We start from the raw sequence: 14929 nt of genomic DNA, 5'->3' as shown, positions 1-14929 counted from the left end.
TTGACACCCTCACCCCATCCCGGCAAGTTTCGCTGCACCGATTGCTTTACGTCCCTTCGTTCGCAGCTCACGACCTGGGCTGTGGGAAGAGTGGTGAGTAGTTCATGACCAGCGTTGCCTGCCCGTCCTCGCTACCGCGGACCACCGCGCCGTACGAGTTGGCCGACCGCTACCGCTCGGGCTCCGGCCCGGTCCTGCTCACCGGCGTTCAGGCCATCGCCAGACTGCTGGTCGAACAGCACGTGCGCGACATGCGCGCCGGGCACCGGGTCGCGACCTTCGTCTCCGGCTATCAGGGCAGCCCGCTCGGCGGGGTCGACAAGATGCTGCTGGGCATGCCGACCGTGCTCACCGAACACGACATCACCTTCGTGCCCGGCTTCAACGAGGAACTGGCCGCCACCGCGGTCTGGGGCAGCCAGGCCGACCTACCCGCCGGCAATCCGACCCACGACGGGGTCGTCGGGGTCTGGTACGGCAAGGGCCCGGGCGTGGACCGCGCCACCGACGCGATCCGGCACGCGAACATGTACGGGGTCAACGCCCGCGGCGGGGTGCTGCTGCTGGTCGGCGACGACCCGGCCTCGAAATCCTCGACGGTGCCCGCGGTCAGCGAACGGTCCCTGGCCGCCATGGGCGTGCCGGTGCTGTTCCCGCGCAACGCCGAAGAGATCATCACCATGGGTATGCGGGGCGTGGCTCTCTCCCGCGCCTCGGGCTGCGTGGTCGCGCTCAAGATCGTCGCCGATGTGGCGGACGGCGCGTGGACCGTGGACGGCTCGGTCGCCGACCTCGCGGTGACGGTGCCCGAAGTCCACTGGGAGGGCAAGCCTTTCCGCTACCGGCAGCGACCCATGGCGGCACCGACCGACAGCGTGCTCGCCGAGGCCGATCTGTACGGCCCGCGCTGGGATGTGGTGCGCGCCTTCGGGGCCGCGAACAACCTGGACGTGATCGAGGTCGACCCGCCCACGGCGCGTCTAGGAATAGCGGCCACCGGAACCACTTTCGACGCTGTGCGACAGGCCCTGCTCGACCTGGGCGTCGACGAGGCCGCCCTGCACCGCGCGGGCATTCGCCTGCTGCGCATCGGCATGCCGTATCCCCTGGGCGCACAGCAGGTCACCGAATTCGCCTGGGGGCTGGAGCAGATCGTGGTGGTGGAGGACAAGACCGCCTTCATCGAAACCCAGATGCGCGAGATCCTCTACGGCACGGTCGCACCGCCGCGCATCATCGGCAAGCTGGACGAGCGCGGCGCGGCGCTCATGCCCTCCGACGGCGAACTCACCCCCGGGCGACTACTCGGGCCGATGCGCCGGGTGCTGCGCGATCGCGTCGAGCTGAAAAAGGCCGCTCCCCCGGCACTCTCGCTGGAAGTGCTCTCGGCCAAGCGCACCCCCTACTTCTGCAGCGGCTGCCCGCACAATCGTTCCACCGCGCTGCCCGAGGGCTCGATCGGCGGCGGCGGTATCGGCTGCCACACCCTGGTCACCATGTCCGGGCGCGCCGACAGCGCGGTCACCGGGCTCACCCAGATGGGCGGCGAGGGCAGCCAGTGGATCGGGCAGGCCCCGTTCACCGATGTCCCGCACCTGTTCCAGAACATCGGCGACGGCACGTTCTTCCACTCCGGGCAGCTGGCGGTGCAGGCGTGCGTGGCGGCGGGGGTGAACATCACCTACAAGGTGCTGTGGAACGAAGTCGTCGCCATGACCGGCGCGCAGGACGTGGAGGGCGGGCTCACCGTCGCGGGCCTGACGCACAAGCTCACCACCGAGGGCGTGCGCCGCATCATCATCTGCGCCGATGATCCCAAGCGGCACAGGCGGCGTGCGCTGGCCCCGGGCACGCTGCTGTGGCACCGCGACCGGCTCGACGAGGCGCAGCGGCTGCTGCGCGAGGTCGAGGGCGTCACCGTCATCATCTACGACCAGCACTGCGCCGCCGATGCCCGCCGTCAGCGCAAGCGCGGCACCCTGCCCACCCGGAACACCCGCGTGGTGATCAATCAGGCGGTGTGCGAGGGCTGCGGCGACTGCGGCACCAAGTCCAATTGCCTGTCGGTGCAACCGGTCGAGACGGAGTTCGGCCGCAAGACCCGGATCGATCAGACCTCCTGCAACACCGACTACAGCTGCCTGGACGGTGACTGCCCGTCCTTCGTCACCGTCGAGGTGTCCCCGGACAAGAAGGGCCGCAAGGGTTCCGGGCGTACAACCGCCGAACCGCCGGCCGTGGCCGATCTCGCGTTCGGCGCACCGGTCGGCACGCAGAACGTGCTGCTGGCGGGCATCGGCGGCACCGGCATCGTGACCGTCAATCAGGTGCTGGCCACGGCCGCGCTGCGCGCCGGGTACGAGGTGGAGAGCCTGGATCAGATCGGACTGAGCCAGAAGGCCGGTCCCGTGGTCTCACATCTGCGTTTCTCCACGACCGCGCTCGAACCGTCGAATCGGCTCACGCCCGGCAGCGCCGACTGCGTGCTGGCCATCGACCTGCTGACCGCCGCCGATCACCGCTACCTGCAGTACGGCAATCCGGCGGGCACCATAACCGTGGCGTCGACGAGCGAGACGCCGACCGGGGACATGGTGTACGACCGGTCCGTCGCGCATCCGCCGGTCGCCGATCTGCTGGATCGCCTTGCGACCGTGTCCCGTTCGCTGCATCACTTCGACGCGCTCGCGGCCGCCGAACGGCTGTTCGGCACCACCGCGGCGGCGAACTTCCTCATGGTCGGCGCGGCCGTGCAGACCGGCGGGCTGCGGCTGCCCGCGGCGGCGATCGAGGAGGCGATCGGCATCAACGGCGTCGCGGTGCCGGCGAACATCGCGGCCTTCCGCTGGGGGCGGGTGGCGATCGCGGATCCGGCGGCCTTCGCGGCGGCGGTCGACGCGGTGCGAACGCCGGCCCGCGTGCCCGCGCTTCCCGCGGATCTCCTGGCGGACAACCCCTTCGAGGGTGAGGTACGCGAACTCGTCGAGCGCCGGGCCGGCGAGCTGGTCGCCTACCAGAACGTCAGGGTCGCGCGCCGGTACCTCGATACGGTGCGGCTCGCGTGGTCGGCCGAGCGCGCGATCACCGACCGCACCGACTTCAGCGCGGCCGTGGCGCGGGGACTGTTCAAGTTCACCGCGTACAAGGACGAGTACGAGGTGGCGCGCCTGCTGGTGGATCCGGCCTTCCTGGCCGAGGTCCGGGCGCAGGTGCCCGGTGGTGAGAAGCTCACCTACAAACTGCATCCGCCGGTCCTGCGCGCGCTCGGGCGCAAGAAGAAGATCGGGCTCGGGCCGAAATCACATGTGGCGCTGAAGGTTCTCGCCAAGGGCAAGGTGCTGCGCGGCACCCGGCTGGATCCCTTCGGGTACGCGCACGTGCGAAAGGTGGAGCGGGAGTTGCTGGCCCACTACACCGGGATGGTGCGGCGGCTCGCCGCCGAGCTCGACACCGCGGGTTACGACACGGCTGTCCGGGCCGCCGGACTACCCGATCTCGTGCGCGGCTACGAGGACATCAAGCTCGGCACCGTCGAGCTCTACCACTCGGGACTGCGGGAGCTCGGCATCGACTACTGATCCGGCTCAGGCACGTCCGAGGTCCGGGTCACCCGGTCGCATGAGGGGCGACCGGGTGATCGGGACGACCGATCACGTTCTCCGAACCACCATCCCGGCCCGAATCGATTCCGACCGCCGCGACTCCACCGACACGGCGGCCCAGACCTCTGCGTGGACTTGCTCGTCTTGCACGAAACAGCAAGTACCGCAATGAAAGACGAGAACCACGCCCCGCACGCTTCGGCCTGAACCGACGATGCGACACCGCCCGTCCAGGCCACCCGACACGCGAGGCCCGGCGAACCGAGACCATCACCCGGCCGACTCCCGGCCTCCCGCCGTGAAACAGCGGCGACCAGCGCCCCGCCCCGGCGGCCCACCCGGCCGCACCGGGCAGGGCATCCAGAAAGGAAGCACCCGTGACCGCAATGCACACCGACGCAGGGGTTTTCGCTCGCTCACACGAGCTGAGCCCGCGCAGCCACGAGCAGGTGGTGTTCTGCGAGGACGACCGGACCGGTTTGAAGGCGATCATCGCCATTCACTCCACCGCACTGGGTCCCGCGCTCGGCGGCACCCGGTTCTACCCGTACGCGAACGAGTCCGCCGCGCTGCAGGACGTGCTGCGCCTGTCCTGGGGTATGACCTACAAGGCCGCGGCGGCCGGGGTGAATCTCGGCGGCGGCAAGGCCGTCATCATCGGCGATCCCGCGCGCGTGAAAACCGAAGCGCTGCTGGCGGCGTACGCGCGCTTCGTGGATACCCTAGGCGGCCGGTACATCACCGCGGGCGACGTCGGCACCGACACCGGCGACCTCGATGTCATCGGCCGTCACACCGCGCACGTGACCGGTCGCAGCGTCGCCGCCGGCGGCTCCGGCGACAGCGCCCGTCTCACCGCGCTCGGGGTCTTCCACTCCATGCGGGCCGGGGCCGAGGCGGTGTGGGGCACACCGTCCCTGACCGGGCGCACCGTGGGCGTGGAAGGCGCGGGCAAGGTCGGCGGCGAGCTCGTCGCGCTGCTGCTCGCCGACGGCGCGGAGGTGTGCGTCAGCGACGTGAACGAGGCTGCACTACAGAGGATTTCACGAGCGAATCCCGCGGTGCGACTGTTGAGCACGGTGCGCACCGCGCCGGTGGACGTCTACGCGCCCTGCGCGCTCGGCGGCACGCTCACCGAGGACAGCGTGGCGGCACTCGAGGCGAAACTCGTGTGCGGCGCGGCCAACAACCAGCTCGCGCACCCGGTGGTGGAACACGCCCTCGGCGAGCGCGGCATCACCTGGGTTCCCGATTTCGTCGCCAACGCCGGCGGGCTGATCCAGGTCGAGGGCGAATTGCGTTCGGCCACAGCGGCGGACGTGGAATCGGATGTGGCCCGCATCTACGACCGCTGTCGCGACATCATCACCGTCGCGCGCGGCGAGGGCATCGGCGCGGGGGCGGCGGCGAACCGATTCGCCGAGCGCCGCCTGGACGCCATTCCGCGGGCGAACTGACCGCGGCGCCGGAAGTTTCGAGGAGGAGACAGTACGTGGCGATCACCAGCGGCATGTTCCGCACCAAATCCGTTGAACAGTCGATCCGGGACACCGACGACCCGGATTCCAAGCTCCGCAAGGACCTGACGGCCCGCGATCTCACCATTTTCGGTGTGGCCGTGGTCATCGGCGCGGGCATCTTCACCCTCACCGCGCGGACGGCGGGTTCCGTTGCCGGGCCCTCGGTGTCGCTGGCCTTCGTCTTCGCGGCGATCGCCTGCGGGCTGACGGCGCTGTGCTACGCGGAGTTCGCGTCGACGGTGCCGGTGGCGGGCAGCGCGTACACCTACGCGTACGCCACCTTCGGCGAGGTGATCGCCTGGATCATCGGCTGGGATCTCATCCTCGAGTTCGCGCTGGCGGTGTCGGTCGTGGCCAAGGGGTGGTCGCAGTATCTGGGCGAGTTGCTCGGGCACCAGGTGTCGATCGAGCTCGGATCGCTGCGGTTCGACTGGGGTGCGGTGACGATCATCGTGGTGGTCGGCACGCTGCTGGCGACGGGAACCAAACTCTCCTCGCGGGTTTCGGCGGTGGCGGTGGCCATCAAGCTGGGCGTCATCGCGCTCGTGCTGGTGGTCGGCGCGACCTACTTCAAGGCGTCCAACCTCTCGCCGTACATTCCGCCGTCGCAGCCCTCCGAGCACGCCGAGGGCGTGCGCCAGTCGCTGTTCGCCTGGCTCACCGGCTCCGGCGGCACCTCGTTCGGCTGGTTCGGCCTGCTGTCCGCGGCGAGCCTGGTGTTCTTCGCCTTCGTCGGCTTCGACGTGGTCGCCACCACGGCCGAGGAGACCAGGAACCCGCAGCGCGACGTCCCACGCGGCCTGTTCGGCTCGCTCGCCATCGTGACGGTCCTGTACGTCGCGGTCTCGCTGATCCTCACCGGCATGGTGTCCTACACCGAACTGCAGGGCGAGGACGCCACCCTGGCAACGGCTTTCGCCATCCACGGCGACACCTGGGTGAAGAACATCATCTCCGTCGGCGCGATCGCGGGCCTGTCGACCGTTGTCATGGTCATGTACCTGGGCCAGACCCGGATCCTGTTCGCCATGTCCCGCGACGGCCTGCTCCCCCGCTCACTGGCCCGCACCGGCGACCACGGCACCCCCGTCCGCCTGACCGTCCTGGTAGGCGTGGTCTGCGCCCTGCTGGCCGGTTTCGTGGACTTCGGCACCCTCGAGGAAATGGTGAACATCGGCACCCTGGTCGCCTTCGTCATGGTCGCGGTGGGCGTGCCGATCCTGCGCCGCACCCGCCCCGACCTGAAACGCGGCTTCCGCGTCCCCCTGGTCCCCCTGATCCCGATCCTCGCGGCCGTGGCCTGCCTCTGGCTGATGCTCAACCTCTCGATCGAGACCTGGCTGCGCTTCGTGATCTGGATGGCCCTGGGCATGCTCGTCTACGTCGCCTACGGCCGCAAACATTCGGTGCTGCGCAAGCAACCCGCACGGGAAGAGGTACCCGCGCGCTGACACCCCCGCGTCGGCCCCGCCGCGTCGGCCCCGCTCCGAATGGACCGGGGCCGTTGGCGTTCCGCCGGACCGACCGCGCCACCGGATCGGGTGTCGCCGATGTCGGGCACTGCGGGCAAGATCATCGGGAGGCCCGGTCGCGGGTGGGGAGTGCAAGTGGAGAGGCTGCGCGTGAACACGCACGATGACGAGGATCTGTGGGTCATTCCCGAGGAGTGGCGGGCCCGAGCGACCCCGGTTCGTGGACTGAACGACCCGCCACCGCACATCCCGAATCCGCATGCCGTCGAAGAATCGCAGCGGATCCTCGATCTCTATCGCCCCCAGCTCGAACTGTCCCTGAACGAGACGCGCGCGCAGGGGAACACCCGAATCGCCGAGGCCGGGTCGGCATATCTGAACGCCGCCGGCACACTCGCGGAACCGCTCGGCGCAGCAGCTGTCTGGACCCTGTTGCAGAACGACACCGTGAGTTGCGGTTGCCACAGGACCGACACCCACCACGCCCATCGGGCAAGGATGCTCGGCGACATCCTCGATGGCTGGATTCACACGCACGGTTACGCCTTCGCGACCGAGGCCGCGCTGTGCTGCACCGTCATGGACGAGCTGCCGCGGGGGCTTCCGTCCGAATTCCCCCGTGGCGCTTTTCCACTGGGTCCGATGCCCTCGGGGTACGAGGTACCGTGGACCTTCCGGCAACTCGGTCTCCCGCTGCGCACACGATTGGCGACCGCACCGGAGGACGAGTACCGAGCGGCGATGGCCCGGGCCGAACCTCTGCGCACGAACCCCGGCAGCTTCGCCATGCGGCTCGCGACCTCGTACCTTTTTCCCGAGCGCCAGGATTGGGTGGACGCGGACCTCACTTTCCCATTGCCGAAGGGCGGCAAGGCTGTTCGGTTTCTGCTGTCCGCGCTGAGCACGACGGATCAGCTTGCCTTCCGACTCACCTGCGGAACGGAGCACATCGATCGCCTGGACGGTGACTTCTTCGCCCTGCTGATCCGACTCGGCGTCCCCGCCACCACGCTGATCGTGCGCCAGTTCCAGCAAACCAGCGTCGTCGCCACCGAAGTCCTGCGCGAAGTCGCACAGCTGCTCGTCGAATTCCCTACCGACGAGGCATATCAGGCCCTGCTGGATCGCCGAGAACTGAAGCAGGTCGCGGCTGCCCTTCCGGCCGCGAATCGCCGCTATCCACGCCGGGCGATGCGATTGCTCTCGGCTCAGGTGGCCGAATCCGACGATGTCGCGCTGATCCGCATGTTCCGCAAGCACGCGGTCGAACACCGCGAACTGGTGGCCGACTACGCACATCCCGACACCCACCACCTGGTGGCATTGCGACACCACCTGCCGTGGGCGCAGCCCGACACACTGCCCGAACTCCTGATCTCACCCCCGTGGACGCGGCGGAGAAAAAGGCCCACAGCGCTTTTCGACACGATCGAGCACCGGCGGGCGGCACCGGCCTGGCGACCCGGGGAGAAAGAACGCTGGCGGGAATACCATGGCGCGGAAGCCGCCTACGGATACCACCGCACTCTGCCGTTCGACGACCAGCTGCGTGCCACACTGCCGGGCCACACAGCGCATCTGCTCGCCGACGCGCCCGATGCGGAAGCGCTGCACGGGCTTCGAACCATACGACCCGGTGCCCTGACCGCCTGGCGGGGAACCGCGCCGACGCGGCCACTGACCATGCTGCTCGGACGATTCGGCGCCGAGGCGGTCGGCTTCGTGCTCGCCGCGGCGACAGCGCGCCCGGCCGCCCTGGCACGCGCTCTGTTCCCGGTCGACGGCACCGCCGTCACCCTGGCCATGCTGCGCTGGCACGCGTCACACACACTGCGGGCGATCACCTTCGAATGGTTCGACCGGCATATCGGCACCGCCGCGACCGATCTCATCGCGGTGGCGCTGGGTCCGGCGGGCGCCGACCGCACTCTCGCCGAGAACGCGGTGCTGGATCTCACCGCGCGCGGCCATCGTGCCGCCATCGACGCGGCCGCCGCCCACCTCGGTGTTGCCGCCGAGAGCGCGATGTGCGCTCTCCTGGAGGGCGATCCGGAGCTGCTCAGGTCCGCGCCGACTCGATCCGTTCCGCGGTGGCTCTTTCCAGAGCTGCTACCTCAGATTCGCCTCCGCTACGAGGAGCATGCCCTCCCGGAGTTCGCGGCAGGCTATCTGATCACCATGCTCATGATGTCCACGCCGGCCGATCCGTATCCCGGCGTAGCACGGGTGCGGGCCGTGCTGAACCAGAACTCGCTGGCGGAGTTCGCCTGGGAGATCTTCGAATCCTGGTGCCGGGAAGGGCATCCCGGCAAAGACGTGTGGGCGCTGCACGCCTTGGGCCTGCTGGGCACCGACAGGATCGCCGACCGACTCGTCGCACGCATCGAGAGCTGGGCGGGGAGCTCGGCGCATGGCAGAGCCACCGCGGGCATCGCCGCGTTGGCGACGATGGGCACCGCAAGCGCCCTCGCCCGAGTGGAAACCATCGCGCGCGAATCCCCCTCGCGATGGCTTCGTGCCGAGGCGGAACGCCAACTGTACGAAGTGCTCCGAGCCCGGGGGCTGACCCCCGGCGAATTCCCCGAACAATTGGTACCCCGCCTGGACCTCGACGACAGTGGCACCCGAGCGCTGGACTACGGCCCGCGGCAATTCACCATCGGAATCGATAGGCGGATGCGGCCGACCGTCACTTCCAGCGGTCGCCACCTTTCCGAGCTACCGAAACCGGCTCCCACCGACGATCCGGAGCTGGCCCGGACGGCCCGCCGGGCATTTCGCACCTTCACCGAGGATCTGCAACTCATCACCAGCGAGCGAATTCGCCGGTTCGAACACGACATGCTGCGCGGGCGGCGCTGGCGGTCCGACGCGCACCACCGGCATTTCGCGGATCATCCCGTGTTACGTCAGTTGGGGCGACGCGTCGTCTGGGCCACGTTCGCCCCCGACGGCGCGATCACCGGATCCTTCCGGATAGCCGAGGACCTGACACTCGCCGATGTCAGCGACGCCCGCATCGAGGTCGGACCGGACACGCTGGTCGGTGTCGCGCATCCACTTCATCTCGGTGCTGATCGCGACCGCTGGCGCGCCTTGTTCGCCGACTACGAATTGCTCCAGCCGTTCGAGCAACTCCACAGATCCACGCCGGCTTTCACGCCCGAGGAGGCGGCGGAGAGCGTGAATTCCCGCTTCGCGGACATCACGGTCCCCACCGCCAAATTGATGGACATGGTGGCGAACGAGGGCTGGAGCGTCTACGAGCAGGACTGCATCGTGAAGCGAATAGGCCCCGACCTCGTCGCCCTGGCGCTCGACTCCGGCAATACCCTCCTCGATCTCGAGGCCGCCGAGCACACGATCCTCTTCCTCGAAGTCGGGAAGGGGAAGTTCGGCGACCTGGACCCCATCGCGGCCGCCGAACTCCTGCGCCGCCTGGAGCGCCTCACCGGAGCCCGCTCGTGACGACATCGCCGGGCAAGGAAGAACGCTGGCTCGTGCCGAAGAGCTGGCGGACGAAAGCGGCTCCGTTCCGGGGTGTGAACGATCCCGCGCCGCGGGCGATCGACCCGAATGCCGCTTCCGCGGTACAGCCGGTTCTCGAGGTGTACCGGCCGCAGATCGAGCGATCACTGCGGCTGACACGGGAACAAGGACATGGCGGGATCGCCGATGCGGCGGAAGGGTATCTGGAGGCGGCCGGAACCGGGTCCCCGCTCGGCGCCGCGGCGATCTGGTCACTGGTGGCCGAGGATTACCACAGCTGCGGGTGTACGTCTCCGCTCGTCCACGCCGAACACCTCGCGGAGGGCATTCTCGACAGTTTCCTGGATAGCTGGATCCTGTTGCGCGGGTATGGGTTCGCAGCCGAAGCCGCGGTGCTCTGCAATGAGCTCGATCCGCAGCGCGGCTTCGACACCCAGAAGCGCTGCCACCACTATCCGTTGCGCCCCATGCCCGCCGGTGAGGGCAGCCCGTGGGCATTTCGGCGGTTGGCGCTGCCGGTGCGGGCTCGCCTGGCCGAAGCGCCGGAGCGGGAGTACCGGGACGTTGTGGCGCGGCTGGCGAAACTGCGCGCGGCGCCCGGGACCGTGACGATTCGCGTGTCGACCTCGTACCTGCTTCCCGAACAGCAGGATTGGGTGAACGCCGATCTGACGACGCCCGCTCAGCGGGGTGCACCGTCGCCGCACAGGCTGCTCGCCTCCGCGTTGATCAGCCCGGAGCAGCTCGAACTGTTGCAGCCGAACGATATCGACGACAAGGTCGAGTACAACCTGCTCACACAGGTGGGGATCGCGGCAGTTCCGCTCGTGATAGCCGGATTTCGGACAATGAGCACGGACTGGATGCCCACTATTCGAGCGGCAGCCGGCCTCCTGGCCGAATTGCCCACCGATGACGCCTATCTCGCATTGCTCGACCGCAGCGACCTCAAACCCGTCGCGGCGGCACTGAGCAAGGCGGGCAAGCGGTATCCACGCCGTGCGATGCGGTTGCTGTCCGCACGGTTGGCGGAGACCGAGGATGCGGTGCTGCGCAAGGTGTTCCAGCTTCATGCGCTTGCACATCCTGAACTCGCGGCGGAGTTCTCGCCGGTATCGGAGACCGAGCCGGTGCTACCGGATGCCGATCCTCGGGATCTTCCCGAACTGCTCACCGCGCCGCCCTGGCCGACCGAGCGTCCCTACCCGCATCTGATCCCGCTGGCCGCGCCGCACCGCCCTGTCGTCCTGCGGTGGGCGCCCGGGGAACGCGAGCAATGGTGCGAACCGGCCCGGTTGGACTACCCCTACGACCCGGAACTGTCCTGGGACAGTCAATTGCGTGAGGCCATCGCGGCGGGAGCGCACGCCGCACTCCTCGATGCCGCGCCGGCCGAGTACGCCCTGGACGCGCTGCGAACCGTCGAGCCGGGCACGCTGTACTCCTGGGGCTTCGAACCCGCCCACTCTCCGCTGCTGCGACTGCTCGCCAGGTACGACATAGCGGCCGTGGGTTTTGCGGTGGCGGCCGCGCGCACCGATCCGGATCTGCACGCCGAGATCCTGGGTCCGTTGGACGGCACCGAGATCGCGCTCATCATGTTGCGTTGGTGCGGGGCGAAAGCCACCCGGGACCGTGCACTCCCCTGGTTCGAGCGGCATGCGGGGACGGCCGCGATCGACGTGGTGGCGGTCGCGCTGGGTCCGGTGGGCAAGGATCGCTCGCTCGCCGAGGCGACGCTGCGCGAACTCGTCGCACTCGGGCATCGACCGGAAATCGACGCGGCGGCGGCCGAGCTGGGATCCGCTGCCGTGGCAGCGATTTCGATAGTGCTTCCGGCTGATCCACTGCGGCTGCTGGGGGTGCCGGTGCGGAAGCCGCCGACATGGCTGGCACCGGAGCTGTTGCCGCGCATCCGAACACGCAGCGCCACGGCGGTGCTACCGCTCGCGGCGACACGGCATCTGCTGACCATGTGCCTGCTGACCACCCCGGATGAGCACTATCCCGGCCTGCCCACCGCCCTCGCGGTACTCGACCCCGACGACGTGGCCGACTTCGCGTGGGCTGTCTTCGAATCCTGGGAAGCGGCCGGATATCCCGGTAAGGATGCGTGGGTCCTGCACGTGCTCCGGCTCGTGGGCACCGAGGCGACCATGTCCCGGCTGGCCGCGGTCATCGGAACCTGGCCGGGCAGATCCGCCTACACCAGAGCGACTTCCGGACTGGCGGTCCTCACCGCGTTCGGCACGAGAACCACACTGCGGCTGGTGGAACGTATGACCCGGAAGCCGACATCCGAATGGCTCCGGAGCGAGGCCACCCAGGTGCTTGCTGCCGTCAGCGCGGCCCGGGGCGTCGATCCCGACGCCTTCGCCGAATACCTGCTCCCCGACCTGGGCTTGGACGCGGACGGCACCCGCGTCCTGGATTACGGGCCAAGGCAATTCGTGATCGGTATCGACGCGGCCCTACAGCCCACGGTCACCCTGAACGGCACCCCGCGGGCCACCGCTCCCGCGCCCGCCGCCTCCGACGATCCGGTCGCGGGACCGGCGGCGCATCAAGCCTTCCGCACCTTCAAGGCCGACCTGAAAACCTATACGAAAGAACAGATTCAGCGCCTGGAGCGGGCTATGGTCACCGGCCGCCGCTGGACCCCGCGGACCCACCGGGAGCTCTTCCTCGACCATCCGGTGCTGCGCCCGCTGGCGCGCCGCGTCGTGTGGGCGACCTTCGGCCCGGACGGTGCGCCCACCGGATCCTTCCGGATCGAGGAGGACCGCACACGCGCCGACGCCACCGACACCCTGTTCGACCTGCCCCCGGACACCTTGATCGGCGTCGCGCACCCACTCCACCTTCCGAACTCCCTGGGCCGATGGCGAGAGGTGTTCCACGACTACGAACTCCTGCAGCCCTTCGAGCAGATCGACCGCGCCGCTCCGGTTCTCACACCGGAGGATGCTGCCTCGAACCAGCTAGCCCGCTTCGTCGATCGCACCGTCACCACGGGCAACATCTACGGCCTGAGCAAGGACTACGACTTTGCCTGGAATCTCACCGACGGCATCTGGACCCAGCTCGACCCGACGCACATCCTGCGAATCCGATTCGATTCGGGCTCCGGTCATTTCGACCAGAATGCCAGCGGTCACCGCATAGTCGCCATCGACCTCGACCACGGGACCTTCGCCGACCTCAGCCTGACCCCGATTGCGCTGACCGAATTCCTGCGCCGTCTGGAACGCTTCGCGCACCTGCGCGCCGCCCCCGCGGCGCGCTGAGGATTCCACTCGGCCGGGAGGGGGCTCGCCGCCCGCAAGCTCCGATCACACCGCGTACGGCCGTCGGCTCCCGCTCCGGCCATCGATACCGTTGCGGGCGAGCCGAGTCGGATGTGCTTGCGATCAGGCGGGCGGTTCAGTCAAGGACAGGACGGCCGCGACGATCGCGTCCCATTCCGCGCGCGGCGGCATCTCGTGGCCGGTGTGGGCCAGAACGTGCAGGCGGGCGCCGGGGATCGCGGCGGCCAGGGCCTTGCCGTGGGCGAGGGGGAACAGGGGGTCCTCGTCGCCGTGCAGGACCAGGGTGGGGGCGGCGACCTCGGCGAGGCGGTCGCGCCAGGAGGGGCCGGGGTCCAGGAGGAACGGGTTGGTCAGTTGGGCGGCGATGTTCGAGGCGTGGGCCACGACCCGGGTCGCCTGGGCGCGGCGGGCGGGCTCGTCGAAGGGGCGGGACGTGGCGGCGAACGGGCGTTCGGCGGCGACCAGGTACTCCGCCACCGCGGCCGGGTCGGACCAGTCCGGTTCGGGCGCCGCGCCGCCGAAGAAAGCCTCGAGCTCGGGGGTCATGGGCGGGAGATCGTCGGCCCCGTGGCCCGGGCCACCCGGGGTCGACGACGAGAGCACCACGGCGGCAACGCGTTCGGGGTGCTCGATGGCGAGCAGCTGCACCACGGCCGATCCGCCCGACATGCCGTAGAGCGTGGCGGCGGACAGACCGTAGGCATCCAGGACCGCGAGCGCGTCACCCACCACGTCGCGCAGGCCGTGCGGCGGCGCGCCGACCTCCGAGCTGGACGACTTACCGGAATCCCGTGCGTCATAGCGGATTACGTAGCGTCCGCCGGCCACCAGCCGCTCGATGAACTCCTCGTCCCACGCCAGCATGGAATCCCCCGCGCCGTGCAGCAGCACGATCGCCGGATTGCCGGCGTCGCCGAAAGCCTGGGTGTGCAACACGATTCCCGCGTTCTCGACGTTCCGCTCGATACCACTCATGACCCTGCCTCCATCTCCGTTACATGTAACGCAAACCCTAGCGGCAACTTCGTTACATGTAAACAGAATCGGCTAAACTGACCCCATGTCCCGCCCCACCGCCCGCGACCTCGACGCCTGGCACGCCTATCGCCGCCTGCACCTGTTCGCCGACGCCGAGATCGCCCGCGAACTGGAGCAGGACACCGGCCTGTCCATGCCCGACTACGAGGTACTCACCGGAATCGACGACCTCTGGACCCCGGAATCCTGCGTCCGGGTCCGCGGCCTGGCCGCCCACCTGCACTGGCCGCACAGTCGCCTGTCCCGCCAACTCGGCCGCATGGAGAAGCGCGGTCTCATCGCCCGGGAAGCCTGCGAACGCGACGGGCGCGGCGACGACGTCCTGCTGACCGAGGCCGGCCGCACGGCGCTGCAAGACTCCACACCCGCACACCGGGCATCGATCGCCCGCCACTTCACCGATCTGCTGACCCCGGCCCAGCTGACCGCCCTGACCGAGATCGAACAGGCCGTCGCCCGGAATCGGACCACCGGATAGCTCCGGCCCGCACTCGCGCGGC

7 protein-coding genes are annotated in these 14929 nt (G+C 69.1%); 6 read left to right on the top strand and 1 reads right to left on the bottom strand.

The features are described from left to right. The first annotated feature begins 104 nt into the window (after positions 1–104). The 5 genes from ACWIGI_RS34170 (at position 105) to ACWIGI_RS34150 (ending at position 13370) form a co-directional block, all read left to right on the top strand. On the top strand, positions 105–3578 hold the full coding sequence (locus tag ACWIGI_RS34170; protein ID WP_454207406.1) for an indolepyruvate ferredoxin oxidoreductase family protein: 3474 nt from the start codon (positions 105–107) through the stop codon (positions 3576–3578). Between the two features lie 410 nt (positions 3579–3988). Next, the gene (locus tag ACWIGI_RS34165) at positions 3989–5059 is read left to right on the top strand and encodes a Glu/Leu/Phe/Val family dehydrogenase (protein ID WP_454207488.1); all 1071 of its coding nucleotides are present in this window, start codon (positions 3989–3991) and stop codon (positions 5057–5059) included. A 53-nt stretch (positions 5060–5112) separates the two neighbouring features. Then, positions 5113–6573 (top strand): APC family permease, encoded by a 1461-nt coding sequence (locus tag ACWIGI_RS34160; RefSeq protein ID WP_454207486.1) that lies wholly within the window; start codon positions 5113–5115, stop codon positions 6571–6573. Positions 6574–6744: 171 nt separating this feature from the next. Then, positions 6745–10062, top strand: coding sequence for a DUF4132 domain-containing protein (locus tag ACWIGI_RS34155; RefSeq protein WP_454207404.1), 3318 nt, complete (start codon positions 6745–6747; stop codon positions 10060–10062). Continuing rightward, complete coding sequence (locus ACWIGI_RS34150; RefSeq protein WP_454207402.1) at positions 10059–13370, top strand: DUF4132 domain-containing protein; 3312 nt, start codon at positions 10059–10061, stop codon at positions 13368–13370. Before ACWIGI_RS34155 ends, ACWIGI_RS34150 begins: the two co-directional genes overlap by 4 nt. Before the next feature lie 123 nt (positions 13371–13493). On the opposite strand, the gene ACWIGI_RS34145 is transcribed toward ACWIGI_RS34150, so the two are convergent. Then, positions 13494–14366: an alpha/beta fold hydrolase gene (locus tag ACWIGI_RS34145; protein WP_454207400.1), complete on the bottom strand. Its 873-nt coding sequence runs from the start codon at positions 14364–14366 to the stop codon at positions 13494–13496. 85 nt (positions 14367–14451) lie between these two features. On the opposite strand from ACWIGI_RS34145, the gene ACWIGI_RS34140 reads away from it, so the two are divergent. After that, complete coding sequence (locus ACWIGI_RS34140) at positions 14452–14907, top strand: MarR family winged helix-turn-helix transcriptional regulator (protein ID WP_454207399.1); 456 nt, start codon at positions 14452–14454, stop codon at positions 14905–14907. Positions 14908–14929: the final 22 nt, after the last annotated feature.

It is taken from the genome of Nocardia sp. NPDC055321 (assembly GCF_053645575.1).
This window is presented reverse-complemented; position numbering and strand designations above follow the sequence as displayed.